The sequence below is a fragment of the Thauera sp. ZXT1-4 genome, assembly GCF_052598215.2.
The window spans coordinates 81260-99978 of record NZ_JBQWSN020000005.1 but is presented as its reverse complement, the minus strand read 5'-3'; the positions used below and the strand labels follow the sequence as shown (position 1 = coordinate 99978).

General features: G+C 65.1%; 14 protein-coding genes and 4 tRNA genes. 5 read left to right on the top strand and 13 right to left on the bottom strand.

Annotated elements, in window-relative coordinates:
• Positions 1–29 precede the first annotated feature (29 nt).
• The 12 genes from rpoB to ACUH78_RS06115 all read right to left on the bottom strand — a co-directional run bounded on the left by rpoB (position 30) and on the right by ACUH78_RS06115 (position 9451).
• Positions 30–4163 carry a DNA-directed RNA polymerase subunit beta gene (rpoB, locus tag ACUH78_RS06170; protein ID WP_445332995.1) on the bottom strand — a complete coding sequence of 1378 codons (4134 nt, stop codon included), beginning with the start codon at positions 4161–4163 and terminating at the stop codon, positions 30–32.
• Between the two features lie 210 nt (positions 4164–4373).
• Complete coding sequence (rplL, locus tag ACUH78_RS06165; protein ID WP_418363650.1) at positions 4374–4745, bottom strand: 50S ribosomal protein L7/L12; 372 nt, start codon at positions 4743–4745, stop codon at positions 4374–4376.
• Positions 4746–4802: 57 nt separating this feature from the next.
• Positions 4803–5306 (bottom strand): 50S ribosomal protein L10, encoded by a 504-nt coding sequence (gene rplJ, locus ACUH78_RS06160; protein WP_418363651.1) that lies wholly within the window; start codon positions 5304–5306, stop codon positions 4803–4805.
• A 242-nt stretch (positions 5307–5548) separates the two neighbouring features.
• On the bottom strand, positions 5549–6247 hold the full coding sequence (rplA, locus tag ACUH78_RS06155) for a 50S ribosomal protein L1 (RefSeq protein WP_418363652.1): 699 nt from the start codon (positions 6245–6247) through the stop codon (positions 5549–5551).
• Between the two features lie 2 nt (positions 6248–6249).
• Positions 6250–6681 carry a 50S ribosomal protein L11 gene (rplK, locus tag ACUH78_RS06150; protein ID WP_418363653.1) on the bottom strand — a complete coding sequence of 144 codons (432 nt, stop codon included), beginning with the start codon at positions 6679–6681 and terminating at the stop codon, positions 6250–6252.
• A 104-nt stretch (positions 6682–6785) separates the two neighbouring features.
• Positions 6786–7319, bottom strand: coding sequence for a transcription termination/antitermination protein NusG (gene nusG / locus ACUH78_RS06145; RefSeq protein ID WP_418363654.1), 534 nt, complete (start codon positions 7317–7319; stop codon positions 6786–6788).
• A 1-nt stretch (position 7320) separates the two neighbouring features.
• Complete coding sequence (gene secE / locus ACUH78_RS06140) at positions 7321–7668, bottom strand: preprotein translocase subunit SecE (protein ID WP_418363655.1); 348 nt, start codon at positions 7666–7668, stop codon at positions 7321–7323.
• A gap of 24 nt (positions 7669–7692) precedes the next feature.
• Positions 7693–7768, bottom strand: a tRNA-Trp gene (locus tag ACUH78_RS06135).
• Between the two features lie 60 nt (positions 7769–7828).
• A complete protein-coding gene (tuf, locus tag ACUH78_RS06130; RefSeq protein WP_418363645.1) occupies positions 7829–9019 on the bottom strand; it encodes an elongation factor Tu in 1191 nt (396 codons plus the stop codon).
• 84 nt (positions 9020–9103) lie between these two features.
• Positions 9104–9178 (bottom strand) — tRNA-Thr (locus tag ACUH78_RS06125).
• Between the two features lie 27 nt (positions 9179–9205).
• A tRNA-Gly gene (locus ACUH78_RS06120) sits at positions 9206–9279 on the bottom strand.
• Between the two features lie 87 nt (positions 9280–9366).
• A tRNA-Tyr gene (locus ACUH78_RS06115) sits at positions 9367–9451 on the bottom strand.
• A gap of 292 nt (positions 9452–9743) precedes the next feature.
• Between ACUH78_RS06115 and ACUH78_RS06110 the strand changes: the two genes are divergently transcribed.
• From ACUH78_RS06110 to ACUH78_RS06100, 3 genes are all read left to right on the top strand, one after another.
• The gene (locus ACUH78_RS06110; RefSeq protein WP_445332996.1) at positions 9744–13295 is read left to right on the top strand and encodes an indolepyruvate ferredoxin oxidoreductase family protein; all 3552 of its coding nucleotides are present in this window, start codon (positions 9744–9746) and stop codon (positions 13293–13295) included.
• Positions 13296–13322: 27 nt separating this feature from the next.
• Positions 13323–14090, top strand: coding sequence for a class I SAM-dependent methyltransferase (locus ACUH78_RS06105; RefSeq protein WP_445332997.1), 768 nt, complete (start codon positions 13323–13325; stop codon positions 14088–14090).
• An 87-nt stretch (positions 14091–14177) separates the two neighbouring features.
• On the top strand, positions 14178–14885 hold the full coding sequence (locus ACUH78_RS06100) for a nucleotide-binding protein (RefSeq protein WP_418363658.1): 708 nt from the start codon (positions 14178–14180) through the stop codon (positions 14883–14885).
• A gap of 49 nt (positions 14886–14934) precedes the next feature.
• Here ACUH78_RS06100 and ACUH78_RS06095 read toward each other — a convergent pair whose 3' ends face one another.
• Positions 14935–15564, bottom strand: coding sequence for a response regulator transcription factor (locus tag ACUH78_RS06095; protein ID WP_418363659.1), 630 nt, complete (start codon positions 15562–15564; stop codon positions 14935–14937).
• A 246-nt stretch (positions 15565–15810) separates the two neighbouring features.
• On the opposite strand from ACUH78_RS06095, the gene ACUH78_RS06090 reads away from it, so the two are divergent.
• Both ACUH78_RS06090 and ACUH78_RS06085 read left to right on the top strand, forming a co-directional pair.
• The gene (locus tag ACUH78_RS06090) at positions 15811–16734 is read left to right on the top strand and encodes an ABC transporter substrate-binding protein (RefSeq protein ID WP_418363660.1); all 924 of its coding nucleotides are present in this window, start codon (positions 15811–15813) and stop codon (positions 16732–16734) included.
• A complete protein-coding gene (locus ACUH78_RS06085; RefSeq protein ID WP_445332998.1) occupies positions 16731–18644 on the top strand; it encodes an ATP-binding response regulator in 1914 nt (637 codons plus the stop codon). The genes ACUH78_RS06090 and ACUH78_RS06085 overlap by 4 nt, the downstream gene beginning before the upstream one ends.
• Positions 18645–18719 lie beyond the last annotated feature (75 nt).

The following is an 18719-nucleotide window of genomic DNA, read 5'->3' as shown; positions in this document are numbered from 1 at the left end:
GATTCATTCGCAGGGTTGTCGGGGTCGGCTTATCCGCGGTCGAGATCGATGTCGATCGCGAGCGAGCGGATTTCCTTCACCAGCACATTGAAGGACTCCGGCATGCCGGAATCGATCTTGTGCTCGCCCTTGACGATGTTTTCGTACACCTTGGTTCGGCCGGTCACGTCGTCCGACTTGACCGTGAGCATCTCCTGCAGCGTGTAGGCCGCGCCATAGGCTTCGAGGGCCCACACTTCCATCTCACCGAAACGCTGTCCACCGAACTGCGCCTTGCCGCCCAGCGGCTGCTGGGTGACGAGCGAGTACGGACCGGTCGAACGCGCGTGCATCTTGTCATCGACCAGGTGGTGCAGCTTCAGCACATGCTTGTAGCCGACGGTGACCTTGCGTTCGAACGCCTCGCCGGTGCGGCCATCGAAGAGGGTGACCTGGCCTCCCGTCGGCAGGCCAGCGAGCTCCAGCATCTGCTGGATCTCGTCCTCCTTCGCGCCATCGAACACCGGGGTTGCGAAGGGCACGCCCTTCTTCAGGTTCGACGCAAGCTCGCGCACCTCGTCATCGGCAAAGGTGTCGAGCGCCTCCGGCTTGCCGCTCGTGTTGTAGATCTGCTCGAGGAAGCCGCGCAGTTCGGTCGCGGAAGCCTGCGCCTGCAGCATCCTGTCGATCTGCTGGCCGAGCCCCTTCGCGGCCCAGCCGAGGTGGGTCTCGAGGATCTGACCGATGTTCATCCGCGACGGCACGCCGAGCGGGTTGAGCACGATGTCCAGCGGGGTGCCGTCTTCCATGTACGGCATGTCCTCGACCGGCACGATCTTCGATACGACACCCTTGTTGCCGTGACGGCCGGCCATCTTGTCGCCCGGCTGCAGGCGGCGCTTGACGGCCAGGTATACCTTGACCATCTTCTGCACACCCGGGGGCAGTTCGTCACCCTGGGTGAGCTTCTTCTTCTTGATCTCGAAGGCCTGCTCGAAGTCCTTGCGCGTGTTCTCCAGGCCCTCGCGCACCGCCTCGAGCTGTACCGCCAGGGTCTCGTCCGCCAAGCGGATGTCGAACCAGTGGTAAAGCTCGAGACCGTCGAGGTAGGCGTCGGTGAGCGCAGTGCCCTTGGCGAGCTTCTTCGGGCCACCGTTGGCGATCTGGCCGACGATCATGCGGCGGATACGGGCAAAAGCATCCCGTTCCACGATACGCATCTGATCCGCAAGGTCCGTCTTGAAGCTGCGCAGCTGGTCGTCGATGATCGACTGCGCGCGCTTGTCGCGCTCGATGCCCTCACGGGTGAAGACCTGAACGTCGATCACCGTTCCGACCATGCCCGAAGGCACGCGCAGCGAGGTGTCCTTCACATCGGACGCCTTCTCACCAAAGATCGCGCGCAGCAGCTTCTCTTCCGGCGTCAGCTGTGTCTCGCCCTTGGGCGTGACCTTGCCAACGAGCACATCACCTGCTTCGACCTCGGCGCCGATATACACGATGCCGGACTCGTCCAGGCGCGAAAGCTGCGCCTCGCCCAGCGACGCGATGTCGCGGGTGATCTCCTCGGGTCCGAGCTTGGTGTCGCGTGCCACGACCGTCAGTTCCTCGACGTGGATCGAGGTGAAGCGGTCGTCGGCGACCACACGCTCGGAGATGAGGATCGAGTCCTCGAAGTTGTAGCCGTTCCAGGGCATGAAGCCGACCAGCATGTTCTGGCCCAGCGCCAGCTCGCCCAAGTCGGTGGAAGCGCCGTCGGCCACCACGTCGCCCTTGGCGATGCGGTCACCGACCTTCACCACCGGACGCTGGTTGATGTTGGTGTTCTGGTTGGAACGGGTGTACTTGATCATGTTGTAGATGTCGACGCCGACCTCGCCCGGCAGGGTTTCGTCGTCATTCACCCGGATCACGACCCGGTTGGCATCCACATAGTCCACCATGCCGCCGCGCGTCGCCTGCACCGCAGTACCCGAGTCCACCGCGACGCGGCGCTCGATGCCGGTGCCGACCAGCGGCTTCTCCGGTCGCAGGCAGGGCACGGCCTGGCGCTGCATGTTCGCGCCCATCAGCGCGCGGTTGGCATCATCGTGCTCGAGGAATGGAATCAGTGAGGCCGCAACGGACACGATCTGGCCCGGCGCCACGTCCATGTACTGCACCATGTCCGCGGTGGCGAGCAGGAACTCGCCCTTGCTGCGGCACGAAACCAGGTCGCCCGCCAGCATGCCGGCGGCGTCGATCTCGGCGTTCGCCTGCGCGATCACGTACTGGCCTTCCTCGATCGCGGACAGGAAGTCGATCTGGTCGGTGACCTTGCCATCGACCACCTTGCGATACGGGGTTTCGAGGAAGCCGTGACGGTTGGTGCGGGCATACACGGCCAGCGAGTTGATCAGACCGATGTTCGGACCTTCCGGCGTCTCGATCGGACACACCCGGCCGTAGTGGGTCGGGTGCACGTCGCGCACCTCGAAGCCGGCACGCTCGCGCGTCAGACCGCCCGGGCCCAGCGCGGAGACGCGGCGCTTGTGCGTGATCTCGGACAGCGGGTTGGTCTGGTCCATGAACTGCGACAGCTGGCTGGAGCCGAAGAACTCCTTGATCGCAGCCGAGATCGGCTTGGCGTTGATCAGGTCGTGCGGCATCAGGTTGTCGGACTCGGCCTGCGACAGACGCTCCTTGACGGCGCGCTCGACGCGCACCAGACCCGCGCGGAACTGGTTCTCGGCGAGTTCACCGACGGACCGCACACGGCGGTTGCCGAGGTGGTCAATGTCGTCGATTTCGCCACGGCCGTTGCGCAGTTCGACCAGCACGCCGACCACCGCCAGGATGTCGTCGTTAGTGAGCACACCAGGCCCGTCCTCGCCCTGCGGGCCGACACGCTCGTGGAAGCGCTTGAGCCAGCCCGGCGCCTTGTCGTCGATCTTCTCGGGGTAGGCGCGGCGGTTGAACTTCATGCGGCCGACGGAGGACAGGTCGTAGCGCTCCTCGGCATAGAACAGGCCCTGGAAGAGACCTTCGACCGCATCCTCGGTGGGCGGCTCGCCCGGACGCATCATGCGGTAGATCGCGACCCGCGCCGCCCACTGGTCCGCCGTTTCGTCGATGCGCAGGGTCTGCGAGATGTAGCCGCCGCGGTCGAGGTCGTTGATGTACAGGGTGCGCAGTTCGGTCACGTTGGCAAGGCGCAGTTTATCGAGCAGATCCTCGGTGATCTCATCGTTTGCGCGCGCCAGCACCTCACCGGTCTCGGGATCCGCGATGTCATTGGCGATCACGCGGCCAAGGATGAAGTCGTCCGGAACCGCCATGGTCTTCACGCCGGCCTGGTCGATCTCACGGATGTGCTTGGAGGTGATGCGCTTGTCGCGCGCGACGACGATCTTGCCGTCCGGGGTCGTGATGTCGAAGCGCGCCATCTCGCCGCGCAGCCGCTCGGGCACCAGTTCGAACTGCGCACCCTCGCCCTGCAGGTGGAAGGTGTCCGTATCGTGGAAGGTGGCGAGGATCTCTTCCGGGGTCAGGCCGATCGCGCGCAGCAGGATCGTCACCGGCATCTTGCGTCGGCGGTCGACGCGGAAGTAGAGGTAGTCCTTCGGGTCGTACTCGAAGTCCAGCCACGAGCCACGGTAGGGGATGATGCGCGCCGAGAACAACAGCTTTCCCGAGGAGTGGGTCTTGCCGCGGTCATGCTCGAAGAACACGCCCGGCGAGCGGTGCAGCTGCGAGACGATGACGCGCTCGGTGCCATTGATGACGAAGGAGCCGGTGTTGGTCATGAGCGGAATCTCGCCCATGTAGACCTCCTGCTCCTTCACCTCCTTGATGGTTTCCTTTGGCGCCTCGCGGTCCATGATGACCAGGCGCACGCGCGCGCGCAGGGGCGACGCGAAAGTCAGGCCACGCTGCTGGCATTCCTTCACATCGAAGGCCGGCTCGCCCAGCATGTACTGCACGTACTCGAGACGCGCGTTGCCGCTGTGACTCGAGATCGGGAAGATCGAGGTGAACGCGGCCTGCAGACCCTGGTTACGCCGCGCCTCGGGCGGGGTGTCCGCTTGCAGGAATTCGGCAAAGGACTCGATCTGGGTGGCGAGCAGGAAAGGCGCATCAAGCACGGCCGCGCGCTTGGCGAAGCTCTTGCGGATACGTTTCTTTTCGGTGTAGGAATACGCCATGGATGCTCCGGCTAGAGGGCTAACATCGGAAAGACAGGACACAACGTTCGGGCGGTTCCGGTAGCTCGCAGCCCGCTGCTGCAGGGCGACCGGTCGATCGACAAACGCTCTGGCCTGTCATCGAAAACTGCGGATCTCCCGCAATCTCGATTAGAAAGCACGAAAGGGCCGGCACTCCTGAGAGTACCAGCCCAACTGGGAAGTCGAATATTACTTGATTTCGACCTTGGCGCCAGCTTCTTCCAGTTGCTTCTTCAGCGCTTCGGCGTCAGCCTTCGGAGCGCCTTCCTTCACGGTCTTCGGCGCGCCGTCGACCACGTCCTTGGCTTCCTTCAGGCCCAGGCCGGTAGCGGCACGGACGACCTTGATGACCTCGACCTTCTTGGCGCCTGCTTCAAGCAGCACGACGTCGAACTCGGTCTTCTCTTCAACCGGGGCAGCGGCAGCGGCACCCGGGGCAGCCACGGCGAGCGAGGCGGCGGACACACCGAACTTCTCTTCGAACGCCTTGACGAGGTCGTTCAGGTCCATCACGGTCATGCCAGCAACGGCTTCCAGGATGTCTTCTTTGCTGATTGCCATTTGAGATAACTCCAGAATCGGTATTTTTTAGGGAAACGTAGTAGCGAGAGTTCGCGATCAGGCGGCCGCGCCTTCTTCCTCGCGCTTCTTGGCGAGGGCGGCCAGCGCGCCAGCAAAGCCGGAAACCGGCGCCTGCATGACACCCAGCAGCTTGGCGAGCAGCTCTTCGCGACTCGGGATCGAGGCGAGCGCCTGAATGCCAGCCTTGTCGAGCGTATTGCCCGCGTAGGAACCAGCGCGCAGGACGATCTTGTCGTTACCCTTGGCGAAGTCGTTGAGCACCTTGGCAGCAGCGACCGGATCGGCCGAGATGCCATAGATCAGCGGGCCGGTCAGATCGCCTGCCAGCCCCTCGAACGGGGTACCGGCGATTGCGCGACGGACTAGGGTGTTCTTCAGCACACGCAGGTAAACACCAGACTCGCGGGCCTTCGCACGCAGCGTGGTGAGATCGCCCACCGCAATGCCGCGATACTCGGCCACCGCGATCGTCTGAGCGTTGGCCACCTGTGCCGACACCTCAGCCACTACGGCTTTCTTGTCATCGAGATTGAGACCCATAGGTCTTTCCTCCTTTCAAGTCAACACGCGAACCGATACTGTGGTTCGCACCCACGGCGACCTTGATCAGGAGCGGGGCCGGATAAACGGCCAAATCCTGTTCTGAGCACACCGTCTGCGCAGGCCATTTTCATGCTTAAACGCGAACACGAGGAACGCGCACCTGCGGTCTTTGACGATCCGCAGCGCTTTTGCCGCTGCGGCTCAAAGTACTTCGGGCGCCCGCAGGGGCGCCCTTGCAATCACGCAGCGTTGACGCTGCTGGGCTCCACGCGCACACCGGCACCCATGGTGCTGGAGACGGCGATACGGCGGAGATAGATGCCCTTGGCGGCAGCCGGCTTGGCCTTGACCAGCGCGTCGATGAAGGCGGACAGGTTCTGCTGCAGTGCATCGAGTTCGAACGAAGCACGACCGATGGTGGCATGCACGAGGCCCGCCTTGTCCGTGCGGTACTGGACCTGACCGGCCTTCGCGTTCTTGACGGCGGTCGCCACGTCCATGGTCACGGTACCGACCTTCGGGTTCGGCATCAAACCGCGCGGACCGAGGATCTGGCCCAATTGACCAACCACGCGCATGGCGTCAGGGGTCGCGATGCAGACGTCAAAGTTCAGGTTACCCGCCTTGACCTGCTCGGCCAGGTCGTCGAAACCGACGACTTCGGCACCCGCGGCGCGTGCGGCTTCGGCCTTGTCGCCCTGGGCAAACACGGCCACGCGCACCGACTTGCCGGTACCGGCGGGCAGCACGACAGAACCGCGAACGACCTGGTCGGATTTGCGCGCATCGACGCCGAGGTTCACGGCGATGTCGATCGACTCGTCGAACTTGGCGGTGGCGCACTCCTTGACCAGACGCAGGGCGTCGGCGACCGGATACGCCTGATTGCGATCAACCTTGGCGCGCAGCGCCTGAACTCGCTTGGACAGCTTCGCCATGATTACAGGCCCTCCACGGTGATGCCCATGCTGCGGGCGGAACCGGCGATGGTGCGCACGGCGGCTTCGAGGTCGGCAGCGGTAAGGTCCGGCTGCTTGGCCTTGGCGATGTCTTCGACCTGGGCACGAGTGATCTTGCCCACCTTGTCGGTGTGCGGCTTGGCGGAACCCTTCTGGATGCCGGCGGCCTTCTTGATCAGGATCGTCGCCGGCGGCGTCTTCATGATGAACGTGAAGGACTTGTCGGCGAAGGCGGTGATCACCACCGGAATCGGCAGACCCGGCTCGAGGCCCTGGGTCTTGGCGTTGAACGCCTTGCAGAACTCCATGATGTTCAGACCGCGCTGACCGAGCGCCGGACCGATGGGGGGGCTGGGGTTGGCTTTACCGGCCGGAACCTGCAGCTTGATGTAGCCAATGATTTTCTTTGCCATTGCGGCTTGCTCCTGTGATGAGTGCTAGCGCGCCGGAAGTACCGGCGCTCCTCGCTTCGCCCGCGTGAACGGGCTACAGCAGACCCGGGGGTCTGCCGTTTTGCTCAGGCCTTCTCGACCTGGGCGAAATCCAGCTCGACCGGCGTGGCGCGACCAAAGATGGTCACCGACACGCGCAATTTGTTCTTCTCGTAGTTCGCATCCTCGACCGAACCATGGAAGTCGGTGAACGGACCTTCCTTGACCCGAACCACCTCACCGATCTCGAACAGCACCTTCGGACGAGGCTTGTCCACCCCCTCCTGCATCTGCTGCATGATCTTCTCGACCTCCTTCTCCGAGATCGGCGCGGGCTTGTTCGCGGTACCGCCCACAAAGCCAGTAACCTTGGGCGTGGACTTCACCAGGTGCCAGCTCTCGTCATTCATCTCCATCTCGACGAGGACGTAGCCCGGGAAGAACTTGCGCTCGGTCACGGTCTTCTGGCCACCACGCAGTTCAACCACCTCCTCCACCGGAACGAGGATCTGGCCAAAACTGTCCTGCATGCCCGAACGATTCACCCGCTCGATGAGGGCGCGCTGAACGGACTTCTCGAAGCCCGAATAGGCATGAACCACATACCAACGTTTGGTCATATCACTTCCAACCCAGAATGAGGTCGTACAGAACCCACTCCAGGCTCTTGTCCGTCAGCCAGAGAAAGACCGCAGTCGCAACAGCAAACGCGAATACCAGACCGGTGGTCTGCGTGGTTTCCTTGCGGCTCGGCCAGACGACTTTCTTGGTTTCGGTGATCGACTCACGCGCAAAGCCTATGAAGCGCTTGCCGGGTTCGGAGACTGAAGCCACGGCAATACCCAGTCCCAGACCCGCCAGGACGGAGAGAACACGCAGGACGAGCGGCTGCTCGGAAAGCACATAGAAGCCGACCACGCCGGCTGCCAACAGTGCCAGCGCCAGCGCGAATTTCAACTTATCGGCCATTGCGGATGAACACCCGGAAAAATATGGCAGGGGCAGAGGGAATCGAACCCCCAACCTTCGGTTTTGGAGACCGACGCTCTGCCAGTTGAGCTATACCCCTGCAGCAGAGACTGCAAAGCGCACCCTTGCAGGTGCGCCAATCTGGCAATCAGCGAGACGATTACTCGATGATCTTGGCGACGACGCCGGCGCCGACGGTACGGCCGCCTTCGCGGATCGCGAAGCGCAGGCCTTCTTCCATGGCGATCGGGGCGATCAGCTTGACGGTGATCGACACGTTGTCGCCCGGCATGACCATCTCGGTGCCCTCCGGCAGCGCGATCGAACCGGTCACGTCCGTGGTACGGAAGTAGAACTGCGGACGGTAGTTGTTGAAGAACGGCGTATGACGACCGCCTTCTTCCTTCGACAGCACGTAGATCTCGCCCGTGAAGTGCGTGTGCGGGGTGATCGAACCCGGCTTGCACAGCACTTGACCACGCTCGACGTCTTCACGCTTGGTGCCGCGCAGCAGCACGCCCACGTTGTCGCCCGCCTGGCCCTGGTCCAGCAGCTTGCGGAACATCTCGACGCCGGTGCAGGTGGTCTTGACGGTCGGGCGGATGCCGACAATCTCGATTTCCTCGCCAACCTTGACGATGCCGCGCTCGACACGACCGGTCACCACGGTGCCGCGGCCCGAGATCGAGAACACGTCTTCGATCGGCAGCAGGAAGGGCTTGTCGATCGCACGTTCCGGGGTCGGGATGTACGAATCCAGCGCAGCAGCCAGCTCGAAGATCGCCGGCTCGCCGATCGGCGACTGGTCGCCCTCGAGCGCCTTCAGCGCCGAACCTTTGACGATGGGGATGTCATCGCCCGGGAAGTCGTACTTCGACAGAAGCTCGCGCACTTCCATCTCCACCAGCTCGAGCAGTTCTTCGTCGTCGACCATGTCGCACTTGTTCAGGAAGACGATGATGTAAGGCACACCGACCTGGCGGGCCAGCAGGATGTGCTCGCGGGTCTGCGGCATCGGACCGTCCGCGGCCGAGCACACCAGGATCGCACCATCCATCTGGGCGGCACCGGTGATCATGTTCTTCACGTAGTCGGCGTGACCCGGGCAATCAACGTGCGCGTAGTGACGGGTTTCCGTCTCGTACTCGACGTGCGCCGTGTTGATGGTGATGCCACGCGCCTTTTCTTCGGGCGCCGCGTCGATCTGATCGTACGCCTTGGCTTCGCCGCCGAACTTCTTCGACAGGATCGTGGTGATCGCAGCGGTCAGCGTGGTCTTGCCGTGGTCAACGTGGCCGATGGTGCCGACGTTCACGTGGGGCTTGGTGCGCTCGAACTTACCCTTAGCCATATCGCTATCCTTAAAATCAGAACCAGAAAAACCAGCACGGCGACCACACACGTTGGCCGCCGTCCAGGCCAGGCAGAAAATAAGTGGTGCCCATGACGTGGATTGAACACGTGGCCTCTCCCTTACCAAGGGAGTGCTCTACCACTGAGCTACATGGGCTCCGAAACTCTACAGATACAGCGCTGCTGGAGCGGGTGAAGGGAATCGAACCCTCGTCATAAGCTTGGAAGGCTTCTGCTCTACCATTGAGCTACACCCGCACATGCCTGCAACTACGCTCGCCCGCACTGCTCACAACCAACTGCCGCACTGCCATCGCCCGTGATTGACACGGCGCGACTGAAACTTGGTGGAGGGAGAAGGATTCGAACCTTCGAAGGCTGAGCCGTCAGATTTACAGTCTGATCCCGTTGACCGCTTGGGTATCCCTCCGTCCGGGAAGCCCCGCACTATAGTGCCCACCTCGGTCTGTGTCAAATCTTTTTGCGCAGAATTTCGCACGGCAACGGAAGGGTTCGATGGGTCGTGCACTGCGCACGCAGTTGCGCTCTGCCCTGTGATCCAGGGTGAGCTTGCCGAGCGGCGGTTCAGGGTATTCATTGATTGAGGGCGCGCCTGCGTGCGCCTAGGCTTCATCGACGCAACGCCCGGCAGTGGCCCACAAGGCCGCCACGGGGCGCTGCACAGCACCCGGAGCACTATCTTGGGCATGGAGGAAAAGACCATGACGGAAGCGGAGCCCCGCAGGCAGGCACACGCCCCGAGCCTGGAAGACAAGTACACGCTGGCTTCGGGCCGCGTCTACCTCACCGGCTATCAGGCACTGGTTCGCCTGTTGCTGATCCAGAAGGCGCGCGACGAGGCCGCGGGCCTCAATACCGCGGGCTTCGTCTCCGGCTACCGCGGCTCACCGCTGGGCGGACTCGATCAGACGCTTTGGAAGGCACGCCAGCACCTGCAGTCGCGCCACATCGTGTTCCAGCCGGGCGTCAACGAGGACCTGGCCGCCACCGCGGTCTGGGGTACGCAACAGGTGAGCCTGAGCGCCCAGGCCGAGTACCAAGGCGTGTTCGCGCTCTGGTATGGCAAGGGGCCGGGAGTGGACCGCTGTGGTGACGTGTTTCGCCACGCAAACGCGGCCGGCAGTTCGCGCTACGGCGGCGTAGTGGTGGTGGCAGGCGACGACCATGCGGCCAAATCTTCGACACTTCCTCACCAGACAGATCACTTCTTCAAGTCGATGATGATGCCGGTGCTGGCACCGGCAGGCGTGCAGGAGTACATCGACTTCGGCGTACACGGCTATGCGCTTTCGCGCTACTCGGGGTGCTGGGTGGCGTTCAAGGCGCTTGCGGACACGGTCGAAACCTCAGCCTCGGTCGAGGTTGACCCGAATCGCGTGCAGGTGGTGATTCCGTCCGATTTCGCGTTGCCTGCGGACGGACTCAACATCCGCTGGCCCGATCCGCCGCTGGTGCAGGAAAAGCGCCTGCTGCACTACAAGCTCTACGCCGCGCTTGCCTATGCGCGCGCGAACGGGCTGAACCGCATCGTCATCGACGCCCCTTCCCCGCGTCTCGGGATCATCACCTGCGGCAAGAGCTATCTCGATGTGCGACAGGCCTTCGACGACCTTGGCATCGACGACACGCTCGCCGCCGAGATCGGGATACGCCTGTACAAGGTGGGTATGGTGTGGCCGCTCGAAGCCGACGGCGTGCGCCATTTCGCCTCGGGGCTGGACGAAATCCTGGTGGTTGAGGAGAAGCGCCAGTTGCTCGAATACCAGCTCAAGGAGGAGCTTTACAACTGGCGTGAGGACGTGCGTCCGCGCGTCATCGGCAAATTCGACGAGAAGGGCGAATGGGCGCGCATCGTCCGCGCCGACGGCACCGTGGATCACGGCGAATGGCTGCTGCCCGCGGCCGGCGAGCTCACCCCGGCGATGATTGCGCGCGTGGTCGCCGCGCGCATCGACCGCTTCTTCACTTCCGATCGCATCCGCGCCCGCCTCGCCTTCCTGGAGGCCAAGGAGGCCGCACTCGAACAACGCGACTTCAGCACAGACCGGGTCCCGACCTTCTGCTCAGGCTGCCCGCACAACACCTCCACGCATGTGCCAGAGGGCAGCCGCGCAGTGGCGGGCATCGGCTGCCATTACATGGTCACCTGGATGCCGGAGCGGCGCACCTCCACGTTCACCCACATGGGCGGCGAGGGCGTGCCCTGGGTGGGGCAGGCCCCCTTCACGCGCGAGAAGCACATCTTCGCCAACCTGGGGGACGGCACCTACTTCCACTCCGGGTTGATGGCAATCCGCCAGGCGGTGGCGGCGAAGGTGAACATCACATACAAGATCCTCTACAACGACGCAGTCGCCATGACCGGCGGCCAACCTCACGACGGGCCGCTCGACGTGCCCACCATCGTGCGCCAGTTGCACGCCGAGGGTGTGCACAACATCGTCGTCGTCACCGACGGCACCGATCGTGCCTACGGCCCGGCCGACATCCCGCACGTTCCGATCCGCCACCGCGACGAACTCGACGCCATCCAGCGCGAGTTGCGCGAATCCGGCGGCGTAACCGCGCTGATCTACGACCAGACCTGCGCCGCCGAGAAACGCAGGCGCCGCAAGCGCGGCACCTTTCCAGACCCGGCACGCCGCGTCTTCATCAACGAGGCGGTGTGCGAGGGCTGCGGCGACTGTGGCGTGCAGTCGAACTGCATGTCGATCCTGCCGGTAGAGACGGAGTTCGGCCGCAAGCGCCAGATCGACCAGTCCTCGTGCAACAAGGATTACACCTGCCTCAAGGGCTTCTGTCCGAGCTTCATCACCATCGAGGGCGGGCAGTTGCGCAAGGGCAAGGCACTGGCCGGCGACGATCGTCACTTCGGATCTCCGCCGGCACCGGCGCTGCCCGCCACGACACAGCCCTTCGGCATTCTGGTCACCGGGGTCGGCGGCACCGGCGTGATCACCATCGGTGCCCTGATCGGCATGGCGGCCCACCTCGACGGCAAAGGGGTCACCGTGCTCGACATGACCGGCCTGGCGCAGAAGGGTGGGTCGGTATACAGCCACATCCGCATCGCCGACCGCCCTGAGGATCTGCACGCAGTACGGATCGCCGCCGGGGAGGCGAATGCCGTAATCGGCGGCGATCTTATCGTCAGCGCCAGCATCGAGGCGCTGGCCAAGATGGCCGCGGGACACACGCGTGCCGTCATCAACCTCGCCGAAACCCCGACTTCGGCGTTCGCCCGCGACCCCGACTGGCAGTTTCCGCTCGAGCGCATGCGCAAGACCATCGCGGAGGCGCTCGGGGTGCAGGACCTTGCAGCACAGGGCGCGCCTCTGCGCTTTGTGGATGCACAGGCACTGGCCACCCGGCTGCTCGGCGACGGCATCGCCACCAACCTCTTCCTGCTCGGTTTTGCCTGGCAGCAGGGCATGGTGCCCGTATCGGAGGCCGCGTTGATGCAGGCCATCGAACTCAACGGCGTTGCGATCGAGATGAACCGCCAGGCCTTCCTGTGGGGACGCCGGGCAGCGCACGACCTCGCTGCAGTGGAAAGCCACGCCCGGCCCGCCCCCCAGCGCCCGGCCCAACCGCCTGGACTGGACGCACTCGTCACACGCCGCGTCGAGATGCTCACCGCCTACCAGGACGCCGCGTACGCTGCCCGCTACCGCAGCCTGGTCGAGCGCGTACGCGATATCGAAGCCCGGCAGGCGGGCACCGGCAGCACCCGACTCGCCGAAGCCGTCGCACACAACTACTTCAAGCTGCTCGCCTACAAGGATGAGTATGAAGTGGCACGGCTCTATACCGACCCTGCGTTCTGGGCGCAGGTCGAGGCGAGCTTCGAGGGCGATTACAGCGTGCGTTTCCATCTCGCCGCGCCCTTGCTCGCACGCCCGGATCCGAATACGGGACACGTCGCCAAGAGGGCCTTCGGCCCGGGCATGATGCGGATCTTCCGCCTGCTCGCCCGCCTCAAGGGTTTGCGCGGGACGCGCTGGGACCTCTTCGGCCACACTGCCGAACGCCGCGCCGAGCGCGCCCTGATCGCCGACTACGAAGCCGACATTGCCGAAATGCTGGACACGCTGAGCGACGATCGCCTGCCGTTGGCACTCGAGATCGCCAGACTGCCGGAGACCATCCGCGGCTTTGGACACGTCAAGGCACAAGCCATGAAGACTGCGGCCAGGCAACGGAGCACGCTGCTGTCACGCTGGCGGCACACACCGCACGGGGCGCTATCATGAGCGCCCAGTTCGCGCCCTCTGCCCACCATGCCTCCAGCCCTCAAAGCCCTTCTCGCCCAGATCATTGGCCTCGCCGGAGCCTTCGCGCTTGCGCGCGTGGGCGCGGTGACCGGCCTCTGGGCGCTGGTTGCAACGCAGGCCCTGCTCGCATGTGCCGCCTCAGCCGCACTGCGCAGCGCGCGCTGGTGGCTGCCGATTCATCTCGCATTTCTGCCTGCAGTGGTGGGGGTGCTCGGCCTGGGGCTGCGCCCGGAGTGGTTTCTCGCGGCCTTCCTGATGCTGGCGCTGGTGTACTGGAGCAGCTACCGAACCCAGGTTCCGCTCTATCTCAGCAACCGCCAGACCGCCGCTGCGGTAGCTGGCCTGATCCCGCCGCGGGCCGCGAAGGTGCTCGACATCGGCGCAGGAACCGGCTCCCTGCTGCGTCCGCTTGCATCCAGCCGTCCCGACTGCGCGTTCACCGGCATCGAACTGGCGCCGGCCGCCTGGCTCATCGGCCGCCTGCTCGCCGGCAAGCAGGCCAATCTCGCGCTCCTGCGCGGCGATTTCTTTGCGCACGACTGGTCCGGCTACGATCTCGTCTACGCTTTCCTGTCGCCCGTCCCCATGCCCCGGGTGTGGGAGAAGGCCTGCAAGGGGATGCGGAGCGGCAGCCTTCTGGTGAGCAACAGCTTCCAGGTACCCGGCCGCGAGCCCGATGAAGTGATCGAGGTCGCCGACCGCCGCAATACGCGGCTGTTCGTGTACCGCATCGGTCCGGCGCAACGGCATCGAAGCGGTGAAATGAAGCACTGAAACGCCGCTTTTCCGCCGCTTGCGCATTCCGCCCAGACCGGATAATGCACAGCATGAAACGGTCAGCTGGCAAAGGAATGTAGCGACATGGCGGAGATCATCTGCGTAATCGGCAACAAAGGTGGAACAGGCAAGACCACGCTCTCGCACATGCTGTGCCAGGGTCTGGGCCTGCTCGGACAGCGCGCCGCGTGCGTGCTCACCGACACTTCGCGCGAGCCGCTGACCCCGGGAGGGCGACGCTATGTGATCGCCGACGCCCGCACGCGTGACGCACTCACCAAAGTCGTCGACAAACTGCGCACGCTCGACAACTGGATCGGCGTCATCGACGGCGGCGGCAACCGGACCGAGATGGACCGAAAGCTCTACGCCCTATCGGATATCGTGCTGCTGCCATTCCGCGAGTCGCACGAAGACATCCGCACCGTGCTGCGCGACCTGGAGATGTTCCCCCGCGCCTACGCCATTCCCACCCAATGGCCGCACAACGCCTGGCAGCGCGAGGCCGCCGACCGCACCGTCGCGCAGTTGCTCGGGGCCTACCGCCATCGCATCCTGCGCCCGGTCAATGCCTTGTCCTCTTCGAAGCTGCTGCTGCAGAAGCAGGTTCCCGAGCAGTTGCCAACGCCGCTTGCAAATGCATGCCGCGCACTCGCGCGCCAAGTACTTGAAGTGCTGGAAATCGACTTCGCCGACACGTATGCGGAGGACGAGCGGGATGCCGAAGGCGAGCGCCTGCCCGCTGCCGAAATGCCGCTGCGCCTGAGCCACGGCGCCCGCCGCCCGCACTGAGGTACGACCCGGCGCCCACGACGGGCTCCAATCCTCCGCAGAAAGCACCTCAGAGCGTCGCGCCGCTGCGAGCGAGCGCCACCAGCGCCTGCGACCGACTGCCCACGCCGAGCGCACGGTAGATCGCGGTCATGTGGACCTTGACCGTACCTTCGCTCAAGCCAAGCAGCTCTGCGATCTCACGGTTGCTGCGCCCGCCCACGAGCAATTCGAGCACGCGCCCTTGCGCCGCCGTCAGGCCAAAACGCTCCGCGGGCGTCAGGCCCCGCGCGGACGATGGACGGCCCCCCGTGCCGCAGGGCGTCGGCATGCCGCCGTCGAGCGCTTCGCGCACCGCCTGGGCCAGCACCTCTCCCGAGCTGGCCTTGGACACGAAGCCAGACGCTCCGGCCTTGAGCGCACGCCGGACCGATGCCTCGTCATCCATGGCCGAGACCACGATCGCCGGGATGTCCGGAAAGCGCTTGGCAAAGATCGACAGCAGCGAAAAGCCGTTCATGCCGGGCAACATCAGATCGATGATCGCCAGATCGACGTCTTCCCCGCGCTCCAGCAGCGCAAGTGCCTCATCGGCGCTGCCGGCCTCGATGCACTCCATGCCGGCCTCGACATGGGCCACGCGCTGGGCCATGGCCTCGCGCACAAGCGCGTGGTCCTCGATGATCAGAATCCTGGTCATAGCCCTCCAGTCGTACCCATTGCCGATTCGGTGACGCGTCCAACATATCACGACACGGGCTAACCCCCTCTATTCCATTCCGGAAAAAGCGGCGAGAATCGGCCCCCTGTTCCTTCCATCCGCCCGCTCGCCCAGCGCCGGTCCGCAACCCGGCCACCCACGATTGCCGCACATGCCCCGCCACCCCGATCGCCACAACCCGTTCCCCCGCATCGACCGGAGCCGGTGCACGCGGGTCGTGACGGCATGACCCGCGTGTCACGCCTGCTGTGCGTGCTTGCCGCCGGACTGATGCAGGTGACGGCGGCCGTTGCGCAAGCTCCGGTGCTCGTGCTCGCGCAGGGCGAAGACCCGGTGCATCAGGAAGCGGTGCGCGCCTTCAGCGCACGGCTGCAGGACATCGCTCCACAACTCACCGTCGCGGTACGGGAAGGCGGCGAGGTCGAGCGCGACGAGCTCGACACGGCGGCGCTTGTCGTGACGCTCGGGAGCGAAGCGGCCACCAACGCCGCACGCGCGGGATCCACGGCACCCATCCTGCATGCGCTGCTGTCGCGCAACGCCCTCGAAGGCCTCGAGCGCGGCGCTGCCTCCGGCCCATTCACGGCAATCGTGCTGGATCAGCCCGCAGCCCGCCAGGTGGCCCTGCTGCGCATGGCCCTCCCCGCACACACGCATATCGCCACCCTCTACGGCACCGCGAGCACGGCACACGCAAAGGCGCTGGCCGCTGCCGCCAGCACGGAGGGCCTTAGCGTGCGCACTGCGCTCGTGCGTAGTGAAGACGAACTCTACCCCGGGCTGCAGAAGGCGCTGCAGGCGCCGGCCGTGCTCGTGAGCCTGCCCGACACCACGGTGTTCAACCGCTACACAGTGCAGAACATCCTCATGACTGCCTACCGGCTGCGCTCACCGGTGCTGGGCCATTCCGCCGCCTATGTCCGCGCCGGAGCCGTGCTGGGCCTGTACACAAGTGCCACGCAGGCCGGGCACGAGGCCGCCGGGCTCGCGGCGCGCCTGCTCGCTGGCGACCCCATGCCGCCTCCGGCAGCACCGCGGCTATTCGAGGTTGGCGTCAACACCACCGTCGCACGCGCACTCGGACTCCAGCTGCAGCCAGCGGAGACGCTCACCCGCGCACTGATGCAGACCGAGGACGGCCAACGATGATCGGCCGCTGGGGCATCCGTGCACGGGTCACCTTCGTTGCCTTCGTCCCGATGCTGGTGCTCGCGACACTGATGACGGCAACCCACACCGGCCTGCGTCTCGCAGACCTGGACGAGGCACTCCGCGCACGCGCGCACGCCCATGCGCGACAGCTCGCGATCGCGAGCGAGTTTCCGCTCTTTTCCGGTGATCGCCTGCGCCTGCAGCAGATGTCCGAGGCACTGCTGCAGGAGGACGATATCGCAGCGGTGGCGATCGTCGGTGCCGAGGGCGTCATCCTTGCCAGCGCGGGTCAGCTTGCACCCTCGATGCCGGCGCCGCCAGTGGTCGTGCCGGATCGCGCGCAGACGGTCGCCGGCGAACGCTGGCTGCGCATCGTGGAGCCGATCCGCGCCAGCGAGTTGCCGATAGAGGACGCCTTCGAGCACCCTTCCGCCGCGACCACAAGACACAGGGCGCCAGGTCTGGTGCTGGTCGACGTCTCACTCGAGCGCTTGCGTGCCCGTCATGCTGAACTGCTGCGCATCGCTGCGGGCTGGATGCTGGTCGTCGCGCTCGGCAGCCTGTTGCTGGCACGGCGCATGAGTCGCAGCGTCAGCGGACCAATCCGTGCGGTTGCCGACACGGTACAGCGCATCGGCCGCGGCGAGCTTGATCAGCGCGTGGCCCCCAGCGGCGGAGGCAGTCTGCGCGCCTTGGCCGAAGGCGTGAACGAAATGGCTGCACGACTTGCCGACGCTCGCGCACTCATGAGCCGCCGCATCGATGAGGCCACGCTGGCGTTGCGCGCACGGACGGAGGAAGCCGAGCGCGCAAGTCTGGCGAAATCCCGCTTCCTCGCCGCAGCAAGCCACGACCTGCGACAGCCCCTGCACGCCCTCGGACTGTTTTTATCCCAGCTCGCACAGCAGGATCTGGACGCGCGCAGCCGCCAGATCACCGAAAGGCTGGTCGCCTCGACCGAGGCGATGGAGGGGCTGCTCGACAGCTTGCTCGACATTTCGCGCCTCGACGCCGGCGTCCTGGCCCCGAGCCCGGTGGTCTTCGACCTGCGGGGTAAGCTCGAACACATGCTCGCCCGGCACGCAACCGACGCCGCCGAGCATGGTCTGGCGCTCCGCCTGCACTGCCCGCCCTGCTGGGCGCTGAGCGACCCTCAGCTATTCGAACGGATCGTGGACAACCTTCTCGGCAACGCCGTCCGTTACACCCCTTCCGGAACCGTCCTGCTCGCCTGCCGGCGGCGCGGACAGAACTGGCGCGTGGAGGTACGCGACAGCGGCATCGGCATCCATGAGGACGCACAGCAGATCATCTTCCACGAGTTCGTCCAGCTCGAGAATGCCGAACGAGCACGGGACAAGGGCATGGGCCTCGGGCTGGCGATCGTGCGCCGCCTGGTCGACCTGCTCGGACTCGAACTCTCGCTGCGCTCGGCCCCCGGCCGCGGTTCCGTGTTCGCGATCGAGCTTCAGGCCGCGGCACAGCCGAAACAGGTCGAGATCGATCAGGAAGCGCGGGCGATGGGCAACTTCGATGGGCTTCAGGTGCTCGCGGTGGATGACGATCCGCTCGCACTCGACGCCATGAGCCGTCTGCTCGCCACGTGGGGCTGCGAGGTGCATCCGGCTCACGATGCCGAGGAGGCGATGGGGTGGCTGCGTAAGGGGGTCGTACCCGACATCCTCGTCACCGATCTGCGCCTGCGCGGCGAACGTGACGGGCTCGCACTCATGGACGAAGCCCGCGCCGTGCCCGGCCTGAGCCGGATGCCCGCGATCCTGGTGAGTGGCGACACCGCGCCCGAAACACTGGAGCGCGTCCATGCCGCCGGAGCCCACGTCCTTCACAAACCCGCTCGCCCTGCCCGGCTGCGGGCCCTCATCCACCGCCTGGTCGGCGTGAGCTGACGCGCGCCGCTGCGCATCGGGGCGCGTCACCGGCCGCCTCGCTTCGGTTAATATGAACGCATCAGTCCATTACCG